The organism is Spirosoma pollinicola (genome assembly GCF_002831565.1).
GTDB lineage: Bacteria > Bacteroidota > Bacteroidia > Cytophagales > Spirosomataceae > Spirosoma > Spirosoma pollinicola.
In genome coordinates this window covers 7,571,278-7,591,754 of sequence record NZ_CP025096.1, presented here as the reverse complement: position 1 = coordinate 7,591,754, position 20,477 = coordinate 7,571,278, and the positions used below count along the sequence as shown (strand labels likewise).

The 20,477-nt window shown below is 49.7% G+C and carries 19 protein-coding genes and 1 pseudogene; 4 read left to right on the top strand and 16 right to left on the bottom strand.

Annotated elements, in window-relative coordinates; all coding sequences use genetic code 11:
* Positions 1-22: 22 nt before the first annotated feature.
* On the bottom strand, positions 23-550 hold the full coding sequence (locus CWM47_RS32000) for a TetR/AcrR family transcriptional regulator (RefSeq protein WP_100992615.1): 528 nt from the start codon (positions 548-550) through the stop codon (positions 23-25).
* A gap of 378 nt (positions 551-928) precedes the next feature.
* Between CWM47_RS32000 and CWM47_RS31995 the strand changes: the two genes are divergently transcribed.
* The 3 genes from CWM47_RS31995 (at position 929) to CWM47_RS31985 (ending at position 3,011) form a co-directional block, all read left to right on the top strand.
* Positions 929-1,579, top strand: coding sequence for a hypothetical protein (locus CWM47_RS31995; RefSeq protein WP_100992614.1), 651 nt, complete (start codon positions 929-931; stop codon positions 1,577-1,579).
* 239 nt (positions 1,580-1,818) lie between these two features.
* Complete coding sequence (locus CWM47_RS31990) at positions 1,819-2,520, top strand: helix-turn-helix transcriptional regulator (RefSeq protein ID WP_100992613.1); 702 nt, start codon at positions 1,819-1,821, stop codon at positions 2,518-2,520.
* Between the two features lie 86 nt (positions 2,521-2,606).
* Positions 2,607-3,011 (top strand): VOC family protein, encoded by a 405-nt coding sequence (locus tag CWM47_RS31985; RefSeq protein WP_100992612.1) that lies wholly within the window; start codon positions 2,607-2,609, stop codon positions 3,009-3,011.
* A gap of 607 nt (positions 3,012-3,618) precedes the next feature.
* Here the strand turns inward: CWM47_RS31985 and map are convergent.
* The 14 genes and pseudogenes from map to CWM47_RS31910 form a co-directional block, all read right to left on the bottom strand.
* Positions 3,619-4,380: pseudogene (gene map / locus CWM47_RS31975) on the bottom strand (type I methionyl aminopeptidase).
* A gap of 94 nt (positions 4,381-4,474) precedes the next feature.
* Entirely contained in the window at positions 4,475-5,329 is an 855-nt protein-coding gene (locus CWM47_RS31970) for an SDR family NAD(P)-dependent oxidoreductase (RefSeq protein WP_100992610.1), read from the bottom strand.
* A gap of 226 nt (positions 5,330-5,555) precedes the next feature.
* On the bottom strand, positions 5,556-5,987 hold the full coding sequence (locus tag CWM47_RS31965) for an SRPBCC domain-containing protein (protein WP_100992609.1): 432 nt from the start codon (positions 5,985-5,987) through the stop codon (positions 5,556-5,558).
* A gap of 99 nt (positions 5,988-6,086) precedes the next feature.
* Complete coding sequence (locus CWM47_RS31960; protein WP_100992608.1) at positions 6,087-6,509, bottom strand: EVE domain-containing protein; 423 nt, start codon at positions 6,507-6,509, stop codon at positions 6,087-6,089.
* Positions 6,493-6,822 (bottom strand): antibiotic biosynthesis monooxygenase, encoded by a 330-nt coding sequence (locus CWM47_RS31955; protein ID WP_100992607.1) that lies wholly within the window; start codon positions 6,820-6,822, stop codon positions 6,493-6,495. The genes CWM47_RS31960 and CWM47_RS31955 overlap by 17 nt, the downstream gene beginning before the upstream one ends.
* A 53-nt stretch (positions 6,823-6,875) precedes the next feature.
* Complete coding sequence (locus CWM47_RS31950) at positions 6,876-7,469, bottom strand: hypothetical protein (RefSeq protein WP_100992606.1); 594 nt, start codon at positions 7,467-7,469, stop codon at positions 6,876-6,878.
* A gap of 59 nt (positions 7,470-7,528) precedes the next feature.
* Positions 7,529-7,819: a nuclear transport factor 2 family protein gene (locus CWM47_RS31945; RefSeq protein WP_100992605.1), complete on the bottom strand. Its 291-nt coding sequence runs from the start codon at positions 7,817-7,819 to the stop codon at positions 7,529-7,531.
* A 127-nt stretch (positions 7,820-7,946) separates the two neighbouring features.
* Positions 7,947-8,687 (bottom strand): SDR family oxidoreductase, encoded by a 741-nt coding sequence (locus CWM47_RS31940; RefSeq protein ID WP_100992604.1) that lies wholly within the window; start codon positions 8,685-8,687, stop codon positions 7,947-7,949.
* 140 nt (positions 8,688-8,827) lie between these two features.
* Entirely contained in the window at positions 8,828-9,364 is a 537-nt protein-coding gene (locus CWM47_RS31935) for a hypothetical protein (RefSeq protein ID WP_100992603.1), read from the bottom strand.
* A 175-nt stretch (positions 9,365-9,539) separates the two neighbouring features.
* A complete protein-coding gene (locus CWM47_RS31930; protein WP_100992602.1) occupies positions 9,540-9,830 on the bottom strand; it encodes a hypothetical protein in 291 nt (96 codons plus the stop codon).
* A gap of 85 nt (positions 9,831-9,915) precedes the next feature.
* Entirely contained in the window at positions 9,916-10,764 is an 849-nt protein-coding gene (locus CWM47_RS31925; RefSeq protein WP_100992601.1) for an AraC family transcriptional regulator, read from the bottom strand.
* A gap of 220 nt (positions 10,765-10,984) precedes the next feature.
* The gene (locus CWM47_RS31920) at positions 10,985-12,619 is read right to left on the bottom strand and encodes a family 43 glycosylhydrolase (protein WP_206170561.1); all 1,635 of its coding nucleotides are present in this window, start codon (positions 12,617-12,619) and stop codon (positions 10,985-10,987) included.
* Positions 12,620-12,727: 108 nt separating this feature from the next.
* Positions 12,728-14,221, bottom strand: coding sequence for a RagB/SusD family nutrient uptake outer membrane protein (locus CWM47_RS31915; RefSeq protein ID WP_100992600.1), 1,494 nt, complete (start codon positions 14,219-14,221; stop codon positions 12,728-12,730).
* A gap of 5 nt (positions 14,222-14,226) precedes the next feature.
* Positions 14,227-17,403, bottom strand: a complete 3,177-nt coding sequence (locus tag CWM47_RS31910) for a SusC/RagA family TonB-linked outer membrane protein (RefSeq protein ID WP_100992599.1) — start codon at positions 17,401-17,403, stop codon at positions 14,227-14,229.
* Between the two features lie 267 nt (positions 17,404-17,670).
* Here CWM47_RS31910 and CWM47_RS31905 point away from each other — a divergent pair, with 267 nt between their 5' ends.
* Positions 17,671-18,585 (top strand): AraC family transcriptional regulator, encoded by a 915-nt coding sequence (locus CWM47_RS31905; RefSeq protein ID WP_100994145.1) that lies wholly within the window; start codon positions 17,671-17,673, stop codon positions 18,583-18,585.
* A gap of 48 nt (positions 18,586-18,633) precedes the next feature.
* Here CWM47_RS31905 and CWM47_RS31900 read toward each other — a convergent pair whose 3' ends face one another.
* Positions 18,634-20,154, bottom strand: a complete 1,521-nt coding sequence (locus CWM47_RS31900; protein ID WP_240625557.1) for an arabinose isomerase — start codon at positions 20,152-20,154, stop codon at positions 18,634-18,636.
* Positions 20,155-20,477: the final 323 nt, after the last annotated feature.

Genomic DNA, 20,477 nt, shown 5'->3' with positions numbered 1-20,477 from the left:
ACTTTTCATTGGGTCAAATTTTTTAGACCTTGTATTTATCGAGCAGAAATTCTTTAATGGCTTTTTGGGCCGTCGGGGTGGGCGTATGCTGGACGAAATCGCTGCTGATGCCATCCATAGAATGCATCAGCAGGAGAGCTTCTAACTCGGGTTGCGGGTACGCTAACTGGGCAAAGGCGTTGATCAACGCCTGTTTGACAGGGGCTGCCTTGGCGGAGGAATCGTAGTTGACCTCCCACTTTAGGGTGAATTGCAACCTCCAGAATGTGTAGTCTGATTCGGGAACAGAAAAAGGTAGCTCGATGTACTGGCGGATTACCTTCGCTGGCTCCGTCTCAAAAAGTAAAGTAGCGTACAGTTGGTTAAACCGTTGCTCCCCCATTTCAAGAACAGCCGTCAACAGACCTTCCTTATTAGTGAAGTGGCGAAAGATAAGCCCTTCGGATACGCCCGCTGCCCTGGCTACCCGGCTGGTGGAAGTAGCATGGTAGCTCTCGGTAGCAAATAAGGTCAAAGCTGCCTGTAGAATGTCTTCCTGTTTAGTTGTCATGTTTGTGAGTAATCACTTACAACGCTAACGGGGATCATCAGTTATTTGTTCCTTCTGGTTGAAAAGTTGTTGAGTTAACCCGCCTAAAACGAAGGTTTACAACGGTTTTTCTGCACGACTTGGGGCGCAGGGCGAGTAATTAGCCGGGGCGAAACTTGCTGTCAGGCCTTTTGGCGGATTGATTACCGCCGATTTAATCGGTACTACATTCATGTTGAGAACTTTACCGCCCGACACCCTTTTCCATGCCAGCCAAAGTTATTGCGCGAAAAGTCAGTCGATTTTCGCAATTGGTCAGTGAGCAACTACTAAAGAGTCGGCACCTTTGCTCAAAGCACTGTACCCGTGCAGCGTACCACCATTTATTCGATAACTCTTATGTATTTAGGTCATTTTGGGGTTGGACTGGCGGCGAAACCCCTGCAACCACGCGTGTCGCTGGGCACGCTGTTCTTAGCCGCCCAGCTGGCTGATCTGCTCTGGCCCACGCTACTCTTACTGAATATAGAGCGCGTTGCCATCCGCCCCGGCCTGATGGCTGCCTCGCCCTTCGATTTCGTTTATTATCCCTTTTCGCATAGCCTGCTGATGCAGGTCGCTCTCGGCCTGGCACTCGGGCTACTGTATGGCCTGGTGAAAAAGAACTGGCGCGGGGCACTACTGGTGGGCCTGCTGGTACCCAGCCACTGGCTGCTTGATCTGGTCATGCACCGTCCTGACCTGCCCCTCTACCCCGGTCTCTCCCCAAAAGAGGGCCTGGGTCTGTGGCATAGTCTGCCCGGAACACTACTCGTTGAGTTTGGCCTGCTGGCGTTTGGCCTGTGGGCGTACGTGCGTTCCACCCGGCCGCGCAACCGCACCGGACGCTTTGTTTTGTGGGGCCTGATTGCCTTTCTGGTACTCTCTTACTTAGGTTCTGAATTGGGCCCGGCCCCGGCCAGCGTTTCGGCTCTTGCCTGGGGTGGTCAGCTATTTTGGCTGCCGGTAGTCCTGGCTTACTGGGCTGATGCCAACCGGGAGATGGTGTAAGAACGCGCAGGCGACGCGCTTATAAAATCGGGCCGCCGTTGCCACACCCTAAAAAGCCGGACGGGGGTAAAGTTGAATCTTTACCCCCGTCCGGCTTTTTAAGTATATCTTTCCCCGTGTAGTTCAGATCATCAACGTAAATAGCTAAAGTCAAGCGTAGGTAGTACACTATAAATTGAGAGCTGTTGGTGCGACCGGCCAGCGGACGCGCACTTTTGCCCACACAGATCATTCATACGATGAACCGGATTGACCGCCTTTTCGGCATGGTAACCCTGCTACAGTCCCGAAAATATGTAACGACGGAGCAACTGGCCGAAAAATTCGGTATCAGCGTTCGTACAGTTTATCGGGATGTGAAGACCTTGGGCGAACAGGGAATTCCCGTTAGCTACGAACCCAACCGGGGGTACTTCTTGGTGCAAGGCTATTTTTTACCGCCTGTATCCTTCTCTCCCGAGGAAGCGGATACGTTACTGCTGCTGGAGAAACTAATCTATGGCTTAGCCGATAAATCCATTATGGCGCATTACACCAGCGTCCTCAACAAAATTAAAACCGTGCTCCGCAGTGCGGAGAAAAACCGGCTGGAGCAACTCACCGATCGCATTAAAATTGAGGTGTCGGCGCAATTTCAGCAGCCTGCTCAATACCTGGCTCCCTTACAAGCGGCTCTATCAGGTCAGCAGATCCTGAACATCGATTACCAGAACAAAGACGGTCTAACCAGTACACGCCAAATAGAGCCAGTAGGTCTGGCGTATTACGGGGCGGCCTGGCACGTGATTGCTTGGTGTCATCTCCGAAATGCGTATCGCGATTTCAACGTCGTGCGTATCAGTCGGCTGTCACCAACGGGTGTAGCCTTTCGAAAAGGACCTCACATTACCCTGAATGAATACATCGCTAGCCTGCACTTAGTCGATACACAAATAGCCTGAATTTTTATTCCCGGAAATCAGACTGCCATAGGGTTGTCAGTGGGCGTACCTTTCTTTGCGTTCGTTCAAACAAACTCCATTGACTTATGCAGTTTTCCTCCATCCGGATCATTACGGCGGATAATCATCGCCTGGTCCAATTCTACGAGTTAGTAACCGGTATGACTCTGACGCAGCATACCGATGATTTTGCGGAATTACGTACGCCTTCGGTCACCCTGGCCATCGCCAGTACACGCACCTCGCCCTTGTTCGGCAATAATCAGGTGGTCACAGCCGCCAGTAATCGCTCGGTCATTATCGAATTCCGGGTTAACGACGTGGATGCCGACTACGAAAAGTTAGTCGACATCCTCGGTGAGTCAGTCATTCAGAAGCCAACGACCATGCCCTGGGGGAACCGTTCGTTCCTGTTCCGGGACCCGGATGGCAATCTGGTTAATTTCTTCACGCCGGTTACCGCAGAATCCCTTAAAAGAGCCGATGAATAGGGCCACGGCAGGTGTATTTCACAAATACCTTGGCCCTTTAATCGGTAGCTGATGTCCGGGCCGGGTCAATCGGAATGCCGCACCACGCGCGATTGGCCCGGACAAAAAACCAGGTAACATGGCTCTAAAAATCAAATTGGGCACCTAATCGTGTCCGGCTCAAAGCCCGCCCCCTTACATGCTGGCCATAACTAATGAATCTAACTTTGCTTACAATGGGAATTAACTCTCTTTTACCCAATGCCGGATAAGAAATTCGACCGAATTGAGCCCATAAGCTCATAGCGACGGGCAGCTTAGCTTTGTCCTTACCCAGTTTTGACTGGAGTTTAAGCATAAATTGAATGCGCTCTCTTGTATGAGCGGGATCAGCAAGCTGGAGCTCACGAACAGTGCTACGGTTTTACCAATACTATTCGATTCAGAAGGAATGCCAAACGGATCAAATAGAAAGGTAAGTAAGCCTGCTATTGACCCAAAGACAATGAGTGGATGCAGCCGGATGAGCCTTGATTTGAACCAGTCAATTAGCTTCCTTACACTGATTGTCATCAGTGTTTGTGGTGATTACGTGTCCGGTCAACCGGATGATGGGCCAACCAGGTATTTAATCCCACAATTGATTGGCCGCCGTTAGAATGATGGGTTCCCTATCCGTAACGACAATGGTGTGTTCATGCTGCGCGGAAAAACCCTTCCTGGCGATTAGTGTCCAGCCATCCCCCTTGTTCTCAGCGTAAGAGGCTTTCGTTGATATAAACGTCTCGATGGCTACCACCGAATTCTTCCGGAAATGCGCTTTGTTAGACTGATCATAATAACAGGCAATCTCGTGGGGTTCCTCATGCAGGCTCCGACCTACACCATGTCCGGCCAGGTTCCTGATGACCCGGTACCCACTGCGCCTGGCTTCGGTCTCGATGAAGCTCCCAATCTTAGCAATCTGTACCCCAACCCGGATATGACTGATCGCCCGGGCCAGAATTCGCTTCGAGGCTTCCACCAACGTGCCGTGCCGGTGAATATCCTGTCCTTAAACAAAGGACCCGCCGTTGTCTGACCAGTAGCCGTTTAGTTCGGCTGACACGTCGATGTTGATAAGATCGCCTTCTTTGAGAAACCGTTTGGTGGAGGGTATACCGTGACAGACTTCTTCGTTCAGGCTGATGCAGGTCCAGCCCGGAAAGTTGTAGGTAAGTTTGGGGGCTGATCGGGCACCGTCCAGTTCCAGCAGGGTTCGTCCGTACTGGTCCAGCTCGTAAGTTGACATGCCCGGCCGGGCGTACGCCTGCATGCGCTTGAGCGTCAAGCCAACCACCTGGCTAACCTGCTGCATACCGATCAATTCTTCATTCGACTTTAATGACATGACGGAGTAATGCTTATGTTGATAATTATTGATACAATGTTCACGAACAGTTTTGGTTCGATATGGCTGCCCGGCAGGCCCGAAAAGATGCGTATTATTCGTTTATAAGTGACTGACTAACCGCCCATAGCTTTTCGCCAATAGCTACGTCAAATCGTTGGTGAAGCGGTACGATCTGCCTGTTTTCGTTAAAGAAAACCCCCGTCGTGGACTCAATGTCGGGTGAGGTCGCTAGATAGCCGCCGACTTCGCAAACTTCCCTGGCAAAAGGTTCATACATAGCACCAATCAGTTTCATGTACCAGGGTGTCTGCCTCATCAGGTTTGATTTGATCACGCCCGGATTAAAAACAACGGAGGTTACGTTGGTTCCCCGAAGTTTTCTGGCTAACTCAAAGGCAAAAAAGACGCGGGCATACATGGCCTGAGCAGTGGCATTCATCCCACTAAATCGATCCAGGCTCTGTAAATCGCCAAAGTTAATGGTCGGATGCTTTAGAAACGAAGGGTTTCCCCCAACCGTAATTACTCTTGCGGGAGCACTCTCTTTCAGCATGTCCAGCAGTTGATTAGTCAGTAGGAAATGGCTCAGATAATTCACCGCAAACGATCGCTCGATTCCATCGGGCGTTAGCTGCTGTTCAAAGAAAATACCCCCTGCCAGATTAGCCAGCACATGCAGGTTGCTATAGCGCTGTTTAAACTCATTCGCTACTTTTCGTATGGAAGCCTGTACGGCCAAGTCAGCCACTAAATAGTCGCCCTGGTCATTGCCGGTTTTCTGGGCAATTTCACGGAGGGCTTCCTCGGCATTTTTAGCCTGGCGACTAATGATGACGATTTTTGCCCCTTTTTGAGCCAAGCTTAGTGCCGTGGCTTTTCCAACGCCCGATGATCCCCCGGTAAGCAGAAATACTTTACCCGCTAAGGTTTTGTCGATAGCCTTCATTAGTTGCTTGTTTTTTAACACCACAAAGTTCTGGACTGACAAGAAAAGGCTATTCACCAAAATCCATCTACTTGATAACCAGATCTGATCCTTTCACTTAATCGGCAATTATCAACTGTAGCCGGTACGGGGTGACTACTCTAACAGCCCGGTATGGTCTTCATCAAGTCTGAATTAACTTAAAAGCTGTTCAACTTATTAGGAAGATCATAACTATTGGTGGTGTTTATTTCTTTTCAGCCAGTTCTTTCAACTTTGCATTCATCCCCTCAAAGCCCTTAGCGGTATTGTTCTCCAGCTGCTTTTTGAAAAACGGCACCAGTATTCCGCTGAATTTTTCGCTTTGCCGGAAGGTTGTAGTGCCGTCCCGGTTCTTCCTAAGTTCAAACTTGTGCTCGCCGTCAAAAATATTCGGCAGCAACAGCCGCCCCAACCAGCTTAGTTCTTTAGATGGTACTACTGTCAAAACTTTGGGCTTGAAAGTGGTGCCTTTGTCTCCCGATTGCATGATTGTTACGGTGAGCTTGTTTCCTACTTCGGCTTTGCCTTCCACTGATTTTATGAACGGATTCCAGGCTGGATAGCTCGTGAAATCAGTAAGGACAGCCCAGACTTTTTCCGGGGTTGCATTAATGAGTGTTTCTGCTTTGATTTCCATTGTTTTGTTTAAGAATTATGCAGTGAGGATATCGTGTAAATAGGGACGGCAGGTCTTGCATAGCCAACAATGCTCAACAGCCACCTTTTCGTCTGGCGTTTATTTCATAGCGGCCTGAATCACGTCAAAGTCGGCCTTTGAAAGTTCACGAAAACCACTGATGAGATATAAGCCCCAGCTTTTTGTATTTTTCATAAAATAAAGCTGCTCCAGTAAAGGGCGGATTTCTGTCTCCGTTGCTTCCTGGAATGCTACCGCCCGCCGGTATGGTTTGAAGTTTTCGGCCGCGTCCGGCTGATACGGCTCCTCATCGGTTACCTGCCCGAGGGCGGTGAATTTTTGTAGTGGCTTACCGCCCTCATACTCATCTTTTGCCGAATACAATACAATCCAGTCCCCTTTTGATAGCTTGCTTACCAAATCTCTCCGGCCATGCCCTGCCTGCACAAAGCCGCCTTCCACGCCCTTGAGTACATGGTCGCGGCTTGCAGAGATAAGAAAGTATTTAGTCGTCTTTGCCATCCGTCCAGATCGTATTGTAGGTAACCGGCTTAAATTCTAGAGCAAGGCCTGCTGCTTTTTTCAAGTGCTCCATTACTTCCGGCACCGTAAGCACTTTTTGATAATCCTGCAATGATGCCCATTGTGCATAGTTGGTTACCGTTTTGCCGTCGTCGCCCATGTGGATATTGGCAGAAATATAACCTTGCATTTTGCTCATTACTTGTTCGCTGGCCGCTACCAGGCTGTCAAATAGCTCCTTCTGCTTGGCAGGTTCTACCGTAAAAACGTTAATGAGTGTGCAGATTTTCTTGTTACCGTCAATGGTTGTCATAATTGTGATGCTTAATGTGAAATATTTGATGCTGAAATCTTCGGTTTGTTTTTTTATTGAGGAATAATGTTCTGTACCATAGACAGCTCATACCGGCGGATGATAAATTTATCGCCATCATGTTCAAGCTTCCAGTTGACACGGATAATCCGGTTAAAGGGGCGGCCGGGGCCGGTATCACTATCACTCAAGGGCTTATCGTGCCATTCACCAACGTGACGGATAAAGAACTCCGCCGTCCAACCCGTTTGAAAAGTTCCGGTCACGGTAGTATCCAAAATATCATGGTAATCCCAGGGAATATGCGTAAGGGCATCGTCAAACCAATCTCTGAATGATTGATGGTTATGCGCAAGTACCTGACCATCCATGTTGTAAGTCATATCAGCATCGTCGAAGTGGGCAAGAAAAAATTCGGCAGGCTCAATGTGGTCAAAGCTGGCAAACCAGGAATGAATGAACGATATAACGTCGTTGTGATTGGGTGCCTTGATGTCGGCGGGATGATAGCGGACTACCTGACGCAACGCAGCGCTAAATTCCGGACTGTCTGAAGCGACAGGGGCCGTTAGAAAAGACTTGTCCTGATTATTGGCTGAAGATGACTTATTATCGCCGGTTTGCTTGTTTGAACTTTTCTGTTTCATGATAGTCAATTTTCAATAACGAATGCATTCAGTCTGGCGATTTTACCATCGCGAAATTCCTATACATCGCAGTACGAAGATTTAGTCGTTTTCCCGGCCTTATTCTTCACGCTTATGCTGCCGGTGGCAATTAAAAAATTTCTTTCTGCAATCAGCGCATCCACCTCGTTTTGTGGCGGTTCTAAATAACTTTCTGCCATCCATTGGCGCACCGCTTCCTTGCCGTGCAACGTCTGGTCGCCTACAAACACCCATTCGGTATCCTCAGTGCAACGAACCAGAAAACCTTCATAATTGGCATTGCTGATGGCGGCATTTCCTGCGTTTAAGATTGCTCTGTTGTCTTCCATCGTGTGTAGTTTTGTCGTTAACGTCGGGACTGTATAGCCGAAAGGTTATTGTTTTTTAGCCGTGCCGCAAATTGAGACTAATTGAGTTATAAACTATCGGCTGTTCTTCCATACTGGCCTTGAGCCATTACCACGGTATTTCACCTGTTTCAGGATTGGTTTCTTCGCTGAAAAATTTGCCCGTTGGCCCGTCATTGTCAATTAAGGCATATTTTATAATGCGCCCTGCGGCTACATCCACCGTCACCGACCCCTGATGATTGGTAAAATCGGTTTTGGTGTAGCCCGGACAAACTGCGTTCACTTTAAAGGCTGTGTCGCGCAATTCGTAGGCCAAATGAACGGTGTACATATTCAAGGCTGCTTTTGACGCACCGTATATTGCATATTTTGCATAGTTGTAGGCAAACCAGTTGGGGTCGCTCTGCAACGTTAGCGAGCCTACGCTGCTGCTAACATTTACAATTCTTGGCTCGGCCGATTTTTGCAACAAGTCATTAAACGCATTCGTAACTCTTGCTACGCCAATGACATTGGTGTCCAGCACTGCCATAAACCGATCAGGCTCGGCACCAAGTGCGCTATGGGTTCCGCCCCCGCTGATACCTGCATTGTTGACAAGCACGTCCAGCACCTCTGTCTTTTTACCAATCTCCGTGCGGGCAGCTTTTACAGACTCGTCGACTGTTACATCCAGATGTACGGCTTCTACATTATCAAGCCCTTCGCTTTTCAAGCCTTCAACAGCCTGTATGCCATTTTGTAAATCACGACTGCCGATATATACATAAAACCCTTTTTGCAAGAGTTGTTTCGCAACTTCCAGACCAATGCCTTTGTTAGCGCCGGTAATTAATGCTTTTTTCATTTTTAATTGTTTACGTTAGAATCTCACCATGCAAGAAAAAATTATACCGAAGTTTATACGATACCTGTAGAAATTATGCCAACATGCCTCCAGCGGTAATTTACTTTGTTGGTGGCGGCCCCTGGCATCTAGCCACAAGGCTACTCTATCAGCGTTGATATTTGTTTTATATACAGAACCATCAATACAGAAATTAGTAAAAAATAGATGGCCATATACCAATACACGCCGGAAAGATTTACTATTGAATTGGCTAACACCAGCAGCACTAAACTACCCAATACAAAAATCAGTGAAAGAGCGAAACTTCTTATGGTCATTCCCTTTATCGTGTCATAGCTTTTTTGGTTGGTGCGAAGATTGCTTAGATCATACTCAAACTCGTTGGCTTTTTGGCCTACATTATTCTTTTTAATAACCTCATCTAACAGGTCAATGCCCGCGATATTACGGTCATAAATTTTTTCAAGTAAATGGTAACTTTCCCCCGTAATATATTCGTTAAGCGACGTATCTCCATCAAGCTTTCTGTTTAAAATAAGATCTTTCAAAAGACTTATTTCAACATTAATATTTTGCAGACGGAAAGTTGAAAAAACACCAATTAGCCCTGTTAAGGTTGCAATGATTGTTGCCGTTGCGGAAAAAAGAAAATATAAAATATCTGCGTTCGGCATATTTTGGATAGTTGAACGTATTGAATAAAAAAAATGATTTACGACTAAAATAACGAAAGTCATTTTAGTCGTAAATCATTGAAGAAACTTCATTCTGACGTAATGAATCAAGGAAGGTTCGATTTGAATCTTCCTTGATTCGTCTTCTCAGGAAGATTGTATCACGATTGTGGCATTAGTCAAGAATCTCGCCGATGAAGCCTGTTGGACCGTCCTTTAAAAGCTCCTTGGCGCGCTTAATCTTCGCGTCTTCATTATATTTTGTCAAAACTGCCTCAGCCTTTTGCTGGTCGGTCCAGTGCGTGTTTACCATTAGATGGTTGGCGTCGGTGGCATCCCGGATTACCTCGTGTCCAATATAGCCATCCAGTGGGGGCATGTCATTTCCGATAGACTGTGCAAGCGGGAGACCTTCCCCAATGGTATCGGCGGAAAATTTGAAATCAAAGAATGATTTTACGCTCATAATTTTAGTGTTTTTGAAAGGAAAGCAAAGCTATCCGGCCGGTTAAGCTATTACAATGGCAGAATCATGGCTATGATTGTACAATTCACTGTTTTTTATTTCGGAAGCTTAACGGGCTTACGCCTTCGTGCTTTTTAAATAATTTAGAAAAGTAAGCCGCGTCATTATAACCAACTGCGTATGCTATCTCTTTAACGGTTACTGTCGTATGAAACAGCAATCTTTTCGCTTCCATTAAAATTTCACTCGTAATCCAGTAACTTACCGGAAAGCCGGTATTTTTTTTAATGGTTTCATTCAGATAATTTTGCGTAACATTCAATCTTTTTGCATAGGAAGACGGGCTTTTCAGAGAGCGGAAATTCTCGGCAAGCATCAACTTAAATTGATGAGTTAAGTGGTTAGATCTTGACTCTTGCCGAACGAAATTACCCTGTTGGCTATAGCCGCCCGCAACAATGCCAATAAATGACTGTAAAAGTGTGTTCGTCACGTGGCTGTCAAATTTGGTGTTACCCTTATCGCCAATTCTGTTGTTGATTATACTCAGGATTGACTGGCATTGATTAAATAAATTTGGATTTAGTAGTAATGGCGTTTGTAATCCTAACTTACCCTCAAAAACAGTTCTAAATTCGGCAGACACTAACAGATTATCAATTGCCAGATACCAACCTGCTACGCATTGATCATACATGCGATGATGGATTTGCCCCGGCAATGCGTAATATATTGAACCGGTATCTAAACTGATATTTTCAAAATCAACCATAAGCTTGCCACTACCTTTTTCACAAAGAAGAAAAACATAGTGGTCATTGCGCTGAATATTAACTGCGTCGTAAGCATAAGGTATATCATCAATAGTAAAGCGCATGATGTCAATTTTTAACCCAGATAATTCGGATAAAAGATGAACAGGTACAACTTTCATATGGCTTACACCGTAATAGTTGATTTATTTTTCATTTTTAGCAAAGACAAAATTCTAAGATAGAGCATGTGAATTCGCATTTCCAATGCCTATCACGTTCTCTTCCCTGCGCAGCGGCCGCCTGGATGAAAAGTTAGTTAAAATTCTCCGCTGTGGCAGCCGCTACTTTTCACTGCCCTACTTTCAAAGGAAGCTTACACCGTTTGAAGGGAGGATTGGCTTATTTCTTTGCCTGAATAACCGTTTGAAATTTCAAGGTCCGCTTGGCTTCGTGCGCTCTGGATACGTCGTCGTTACCACGACCCGGCGTTCCACGGCCGATTGACGTTTCCCCGGTTGCATAGGCTAAGCCGTAACAGCCGACGGAAGCCGCCGAACTTACCCGTAGCACGTAGCGCTGTCCCGCCGAAACGCGCAGGTTAGGCTGGATAAATCGATTCCGGGCCGCCCAGCTAATGGAATCTGCCGGCAGGGATGTGCTGTAGAGGGGTCGCGCCGTTGAGCCCGATGCGTCTTTTTCGGAGAAAATGGCCAGCTCAAGAGCTGCGTCCGGATTGTCCTTCTTATAGGCCGTTACCGAAACGGCAGATAGTAGCCCCGTTTGGGAAGCCGTGAACGTCTGGCTTTGCGCGTGATTGTGGGCAATATCGCATCCGATAGTGTAGTCTAATGCCGACTGGTCCGAAACGGAGCGATTTGTTGGCCGGTTGGCCATCCGCTTATCGGGCTGGCCAACCCGGATCGACAGGGCGGGCGTCTGCTCGCAGGCAATGGGCTGGATCGAGCCGTCGTCATTAAAGGTCAGGGGTGCCCAGAAATAGTTGGCCAGAGCCTCATTGCGAGCCGCGTTGTTCCACAAATCGCTCCCGTAGAGAAACAGCGAATCGTTGGCGAGCTGGATGGTAAAAACAAAGGAAGGTTGCCCGCCACACGAATTATCACTGATTTTTCTACCTTCCGACCAGGGACCCAGGGGGGATGAGGCCGTGCGGTACGAGGTGCCGGTGCCCGAGCAATACCCGCAGTTCGGATCGGAGTAGGTAATATAATAAATTCCCCGGCGCTTGAAGAGGCCGGGTGCTTCCGTTTTTTCCTTTGTTACGTCTTTGACGAACCGGTTGGTGCCCGACAGGTAGTCCGGCGTTAACTGTTCAATTACAATCGCCCCTTTGGCCCGCCAGTCCGTGTAAGCCAGATAAGCCGTGCCATCTTCATCGACGAACGTATCGTGATCGCCGTTGTTCAACCCGGCCACGGGCGCATCGCGATTAACCGCGAGCGTGGGCTGGGCGACCTCGTTAAAGGGACCGGTCGGGGAGGAACTGGTAAAAACCCGAAAGCCAACTTTGTTATCATAGACATTGATCCACAGCACGTACTGATTGGTCTTTTGATTGAAGATCACGTGCGGGCGAAAGCAGCCGTAGGTATTCCCGTTACAACGGGTTTGCCATACGGGCGTTTTGGCATCGAACAAATACCCCTGATCCGTCCAGTTGACCAGATCAGGGGAGGAATATACTTTAAAACCACAGAAAGGGGCTTTTTTATTCTGCCAGGCAAAACCGCAGTCGTAGCTGGTGCCGTACAGGTAGTAAGTACCCCGAAAGTGGGCAATTTCCCCATCGTGGGCGTCGATGGCATCGCCAACGGCATCGAACCGGGTTAGTTGTTTGCCGTCTGCGGTGAAATTTCGTAACCGAACGGAAGGGGTTACCGACCCATTCGCGGCTTTTCGCGCCTTTGTGGCTTTGGGATGGTCTAGCTGCGCAACCGCTACCTGACTAACCGAGCTAAATAAGCCCATCAGCAGGAGCACCACACCCACTGGACGCACTGGAATATTGATTACCATACGAGTTTTTTTAGCGTTGTTCATGCCGGGTATACACCGGCGGGTCAGCCTGGCGGAGTGTCATCAGCAACAGGTCCTACTCAACCAGCCGAAAAGGTTAACTCCCGGCTAATAACCAGGGTTCTGAGTTAGTTTACTGTTTAGTAGAATCTCCGGAGCAGGCACGGGTAAATAATATTCATAATCGCTATAGACGTAATCCTGGGCGGTGAAGGAAATACCTCCCCTGGAAACGGTCGGATTCGCCTTCTCTTTAGCCCCATAGGCATTCATGAACGCGGCCAGTTCTGCCGGGGTCATGGTTCGCTTCAGATCAAACCAGCGCTGGTTTTCAAAGGCCAGCTCGACGCGCCGTTCCTTCAGTACCGCCGTTTTAAACGTGGCTTTGTCAAGACCGGACACCTCCTTCAAACCCGCCCGTCTCCGCACCTGATTCAGGTAGCCATACGCCTCCGGCGTCGGGCCGGACTGCTCGTTAATGGCTTCCGCCAGCATCAGCAGTACGTCGGCGTACCGAAGTACCGGCCAGTTGTCGTCCGTTCGTCCGCTAAGGGTATGCGGATGCGTGTACTTAATAATGTAGGGAATGTTGACGACCGTACCGTTTAGGGTATAACTCGTTTTTAGCGAGGCATCCTTCCGTAAATCACCGGGTTCATAGGCGGCAATCAGGTCGTTGGTCGGTATGTTTCGCCCGCCGGGCGGGGTGTTGGCAAAGCCGGTTATCGCGGCCGCCGACGCCCGGGGGGCAAACGTATAGGCAAAACTGCTCCACTCACCCAGATCGTTGCCTCCCTGGTACTGAACCTCGAAAATGGACTCGGGTCCGTTCTTTTTGGCCGGGTTGAAGTTGTCTGCGTAAACCGGGTTCAGTGCATAACCCGTCACCTGCTTCAGGGTCGATACGGCCTCGCTGTATTTTTTCTGCTTGAGATACACTTTACCCAATAAAGCCAGCGCAGCGCCCTTTGTCGCACTGCCCAGCTGAGCCGCCGGATAGGTTGCCGGTAAGCCCGTTATAGCCTCGTTGAGGTCTTTTTCAATCTGCGCCCAGACCTCAGCCTGCGGTGAGCGTACCAGGTCAAAGGCCTGGTCAGGATTGGCTAACGTCGAGGTAACCAGGACAACGTCGCCAAAGTACTGAACCAGATGAAAATAGAAGTAAGCACGTAGGAACTTCAACTGCCCCTCGATGGGCGCTTTTGCGGTCGCTTCGAGCCCACTGGCGGTTAGTTTCTCCAGGGTATAATTGGTATTATACAAGGCGGAGTAATACTGATACCAAAGACCGGAAATTTCCGTATTACCGGCATTGACGGTCGAGAATTCAAAGGCTTCCCAGCGCACCGCATCCCCCCGATCGGACGGATTGAGATCGACGGTGGTATTATCAGAAGGCAACTCCTCAAAGACGTAGGCCGAATTCGTGATCGTCTGTAACTGACCGTACACGCCGTTGAGAGCTTGGCGGAACTGCGCTTCGTTTTTATAAAATACCTCGGTACCAATCCGGGTTGGGTCAGTCGTTACCAGGAAATCCTCCTTACACGAGAATTGACCCATCCCCAGAACCAGTGCTATAACAATGAGTTTTTTGTTCATGATGGTTAAAAGTTAAGCTTGATACCGGTGGCAATTGTTCTGGGAACGGGATAGGCCTCGTCATCAATGTTCGGCTCGGTCGTGCTGCGGGTGCTTACATCGGGGTTACTACCCGGGTATTTTGTGAAGAGGAACAGGTTGTTGCCGGTGACAAAAATCCTCGCATTACTCAGCACCGACTTAAACTTGGGCAGATTGTAACCAATGGTGATGGTTTTGAGCCAAACGTAGCTGGCATCATAGACGTAGCGATTGCTGCTCTCCCGCGACCACTTAAAGTAGCTGGTGCCCCCCTGCGAATGCACATCGGATGGGTTTGGTCCCGGATTTTCGGGAGAACGCCACCGATCCTTTGCCTTCGTCTGCACGTTGAACACGCCGTCCATATTCATGGTCGACGACTCAATGTTGCGGTAGATAGCGAAGTTTTGAGCCCCCAGAAACAAGATATTAAAGTCGAATTTCTTGTAATCACCCGCCAGCGTCCAGGCCCAGGTAAAGGCCGGGTTCGGGTTACCAATTTCGACCATGTCCTTCGTATCGTAGGAGATGATGCCATCACCGTTCGTATCGGCGAACTTCATCGCTCCGGGAATGGCCCCATCCTGTTTTGGGGCGGCATCAATTTCGGCCTGGGTATTGAATATGCCTATTTTTTGGTACCCATAGATCATCCCAACCGGGCGTCCTACTTTTTGAACATTGTAGCCGCTGTAGAATTCGCCGTAGTACAGGGCATCGTTAATTCCCTTGATGGCCAGAATCCTGTTACGGTTGAAACTGATGTTGGCATTCGTCCGGAAATTGAATTGCCCAAAGCTCGTGCGGTATTCAGCCCCTACTTCAAACCCATGGTTTTCTACTTTACCAATGTTAGCCAGACTGGTGGTGAAGCCCGAAACCGAAGGGATCGAAACCGGCAACAGCATGTCGTTGGTGATCTTTTTGTAGTATTCGACGTTGAAAATCAGCTTGCTGTTAAACAGGGCCAGATCCATGCCAATATCGACCTGATTCGATATTTCCCATTTTAAATCCTGATTGGCGAATGAGCTGACGGTTTTGCCGGGGGCAAACGCATTGCCCTGAATGTAGTTGTTCGCCCCCACGAACGCCAGACTCGGGTAATTACCAATGTCATTATTGCCCGTTACCCCCCAGCTTGCCCGAAGTTTAAGGTCGGAAAGCCACGCCGTTTTCGGCATGAAGGATTCTTCGGTCAGGCGCCAGCCGATAGACGCTGCCGGAAAGTTGCCGTACTTGCTATTGGCCCCGAAACGCGAACTACCTTCCCGCCGGAACGTTGCCGACAGTAAGTACTTGTCATTGTAGGAGTAGTTAACCCGGCCCAGAAAAGCCAGCAGTGACCACCCGTATTCGTAGGAATTAGCCGAGCGGATTGATGCCGATCCCAGGAAGGGGACTAAATCATCGGGAAACGTATTACCCGTGCCCGTGAAGCCACGTACCCGTTCCTGCTGCGCCGTGTAACCCACTAATACGTCAAGGGTATGGTTAACCGGTAACTGTGGTTTAAACGTAAGCAGCTGATCAAGTGAATAATTGGTTAGCTCTTCCGTATTATCCGTTTCCGTGGCATTCCGGGGTGGTGCTCCCGATGAACCCGAGGCCACACCTAAACCGATGGTGGAGGGAACGTATTCTTTGAAGGTATTATTTTTTAGCCTGATATTGGCGGACGTTCTAAACTTAAAATACTTCAAAAACGAGAGTTCAATGAATCCATTGGTCAGCAGATCGGCGATGTTTCGTCGTCGCTGCACATTCTCCAGCACGAAGAGTGGATTAGGGAAACCAAAAACGCCATCTATCCCATTGATGTAGGGAACCAGCGAGCCATCGGCATTATAAGGCGTTGCCCGGGGGTCTATTACTAAAGCGCTACCCACAACGCCCCCCCGCCCAACGGTGTTAGCCAGGTTCTGACGGGTATAGGAACCGTTGATGTTCACGCCAAAATTGATCAATTTAGTCACCTGCCCGCCTAAGTTGGTCCGCAGGGAGAATCGATCATAATTCGTATTCTTGACAACCCCATTTTCTTTGTAGTAGCCCGCTGATACCAGGGCTTTGATGGGACCCGCCCCCGATGAAATGGTCAGGTTAGCGTCGGAATACGGCGCGTTATCGCGCGTAATTAAATCAAACCAGTTGGTCGAATACTTGGTCTGCTCCGGAAACCGGATGCCGATGGGGATTTCATTCTCTGTCGGCTCCCGTTTCTGAAGAATCCGGATCTGATCCTGGAAAATTTCTTTTTTGAACTGGGCGAATTCGAATCCATTCATCATCGACGTCCGTCTCGACCTGGGGACCGTCTGAATGCCATAGTCGAGGGCTAAATTGACGTTTACTTTTCCGTCCTTAGCCTGTTTGGTGGTAATGAGTACCACGCCGTTAGACCCTCGGGCCCCGTAAATGGCGGTAGAAGCGGCATCTTTTAAAACCGAGACGCTTTCAATATCGTTGGGATTTAAATTCTGCCCCACCGACGTGCCGACCACAAATCCGTCAATGACGTAGAGTGGATCACTGCCGGCACCCAGGGAGCCAATTCCCCGCACCCGCACCTGAAATTCCCCGCCGGGCGTACCGCTGGTCTGCTTAACCACAACGCCCGGTGCTCTACCCTGAAGAATCTGGTTCGGGTTGTTGGCGGGCTGCTCGCCAATATCGCGCATGTTAATGACCGACACGGCCGAGGTAATATCCTGTCGACGCTGCGAGCCGTAGCCCACCACGACCACTTCACTCAGGGTCTGGTTGCCGGGCAACAGGGCGACGGTCAGCGCGGTCTGACTACCCACCACAATCTCCTGGCTGACGTAGCCGACGAAACTAAATACGAGCACGGCTGACGGGTTAGGCACAGTAATGCGAAAACGGCCCGTGCCATCGGTGGTAGTGCCCTGGGTTGACCCCTTTACGGCCACGCTTACGCCGGGTAATTCGGCTCCTTTTTCATCGACTACTTTCCCCGACACGACTATATCGATTGCCCCTGAACGGGCGTCTGTCTGGGGCCGGGTAACGTATTTGACCAGTAGTTGCCGACTAGCCGGAGCGGCACCACTCCGCGTATCCATCGTCGATGGTTGCGCCAGCGTGCTGACGCTGACCGCCGTTAGACTAAGCAGCGTTAACAGATAAATTTTCTTCATAATCGGTAAGAGTTAATTAGCAAATGGGCTTAAACACATTGTGTTCCTTTCCGAAAAAGAGCGGGATTGGGGCTAAAAACACAAATTAGGCCTATCAAAAAGAACAAGTACCCCACATGACTTCAGCTAACCAGAATAAGCCAGTTGAGTGTTTTTCACTTGATAGGAATGCACTATTGAAGAATATTGCATAATTTGCTACAAAAATAAAACTTTGCCAATGCCCGGTTCAATGGACATTTTGGCTAAATGTTTAGCTATTTTGATATGGACCTATACCGGAAGTATTTTAATGAACAGCAGTTACACCTACTGTCGGCCCAGACACCGAGTTGGGGCGTCGACATGCTGACCATTGGGCATAATCTGCACCCGGCCAAAAAAGCGTATCCGGACCATAACCACCCTAATCAGTACTGTTTCGACTGGAGCGAAGGCCGGACGCTCAACGAGTTTCAGTTGGTGTACATCGCCAACGGGCAGGGTGTGTTCGAGTCGCAGACCATTCCGCCTACCTTAGTGGAGGGCGGCACCGCTTTTTTGCTCTACCCCGGTGTCTGGCACCGGTTTAAACCGTCCTACGAAACGGGTTGGGAAGAGTTTTGGGTGGGTTTCCAGGGGCATTACGCGGAGTATCTGATGCGGCAGGAGTGTTTCAGTCCGGAGAAGTCGCTGATATCCATTGGCTTCCGCTCGGAGCTGCTTAACGTGTTTACCCGACTGATCGACACGCTTAAATACGAAGGAACGGCTTACCGGCAGATTGCCACCTGTCAGGTCATTCAACTATTGGGACTGGTATACACCTCGGCCCTGATGAGCGATACCAGCCGCAATCGCCGGGAGCAGATCGTGCATCAGGTTCGGTACAGGATTCAGGGAATCTGGGCGCAACCCATTGATTTTGAAAAGCTGGCCGAAGAAAATAACGTCAGCTACGTATGGCTCCGAAAGGCGTTCAAGGAGGTGATGGGCGTGGCCCCGGGGCAGTATCACCTGAATCTAAAAATAGACAAGGCCATTCAGATGCTGGGGGAAACAAGCCTGTCTGTATCCGAAATTGCTTACCAGACGGGCTTCGAGTCGCTCTTTTACTTTTCGAGGATCTTTCGCAAAAAGACGGCCCTGTCCCCGTCGGAATACCGGGCTAAACGACCGGTTATAAACCTTGAAAAAACATGAGTTAAATTGGGCTTCAGACTGTTAACGCCGACGAACCTGTCTGACCCCTCAACCGACCTGGACAACGTCAATCCGGAGAAGCTGGCCCAGCTTTTTTAGTTTCGAGGCGATATGGCCAACCCCCACGGCGCAATGGTGTGCCGGTCCGTGGCTATTCCAGTCGTTGACAAACTGAGGGGCACCCATTGGAAAGCGGTAGCGGCTGTTGGTATTGCCAATTTCCAGAATGGGTCCCGCTACGGACTCGCCTTCGGCGACCAATAGCCGCAGTTTCCCCCCTCCATCCTCCACCACCGACAGCAAGGTAACGGGGCCGTTCCTGACCGACATTTCGACCGATAGCCCCGCCCCGACTTTACCGTGGTAGACCTGCAACGGGCGCACTTTTGTCTTTCCCTCAGCGATCCGGACGTGTCCCGGTCCGTCGTGGCCCATCAGCACGACGTCATCGGTAAAATCCAGGGCGTAGTATTCGGTGAAGGAGCCGCCCGCCCCGAACGTATCTATGATTTTCATGGCCTGCGCGTTCTTAATTTCGTACTCCCCAGCCACTGGAATTCCCCGCCCCGTCAGCAACGACGTACCCAGAATGATTGAACTCATGGTATCGGCATTGGTGGGGTTACCCGTGCCTTTGTGGTAGTAGGCCAGCGATCCCAACTGGTATTTGGCAACCAGTTGATCGAGCGCCACCGAGGTGCGGGCGGCCCGCTCAAGCTCCGCCGGGGCGCAGTCGGTCTGCACGTCAAATAGATCAAAAAACGTTTCTACACGCTCCCGAATGGCTTTTTGCGGAACGACCTCTTTCAGAGCTGACAGTTCATCCACCTCCAGAATAATCATCTGACCACCAAAGGTGATGGTCTGTAGGGTGGGGTCCGAATAGATGTCCAGCATCCCGCTGTAATAATTGCCCATCAGCCCTAAGCGATTGTGGGCCATCACCTGTACCACGTGCGCGGCCTCAATCCATTCGTCGACCTCGCGCCAGCAGGCGGAGTCCTTCTGCAACAGGCCGGTGATCTGGTGGACGGGAATGCCCGCCCGCCGAAATACGTTGGCGATTTCCGGCACGGGGCAGGCCGAGCAATACGCCAGCCACTCGCCCGTCATGCGCGTACGGTCGCCCAGTTGGTTAAACGCGCCGTAGTCGATGGCCGCTTCGGGCACCAGGTTGAGCAGAATGACCGGCACGTTAGCGCGTTGCACCACGGGCAGCACCGTCGCCGAAAGCGCGTAGGTAGTCACGTAGATAAATAAGATATCCACGTCGGCCTGCCGGAAATAGTGGCCCGCCTGCATGGCTTTATCGGGTGTGTCGACCAGGCCGATGTTGACGATTTGCGCGTAGGGACGCTGTAGGTTCTGGGCCACCTGCTGCAAATAGCCCAGCAACCGGCTTTCCAGACCCTCGAACTGAGGCCAGTAGGTGTCTAAGCCAATGCCGAATAAGCCCACTTTCAGGGCGGGCGTAATGGGTTGGGTACCGTTCGTATAAAGTGGAAAGGGTATTGTCTGGGATGTAGTCATGGAGTAGGCCAATGCCTGATTACTATTGATAAGAAACATGGCTGGGTAATCTCAAGCAAAGAAAGGGTTTATTACGCTGTAGTCCAATAGACGTTTTGGTCTATTCTTTAGCTGTTTTGATACCGAACTGAATAGGAAGTAATCCAGCGTAACAAACACCTGTAAGTGCCCAAATCAACCCATATCCAGTCCGTTTTATTCGCTCAGCAGGTTCTCATCGGTTTAGGCACTGGCGTAGGGTTATCGCATGCAACAGGATTTCTTCAGAAAGCCGCCCGTGAGCTGTCAACTGAATGCTTACTTTTTGTACTTGTATGCTACAGATTGAGCCGCGTTGGCCGGTACCGCTGGTACTGTCGTGG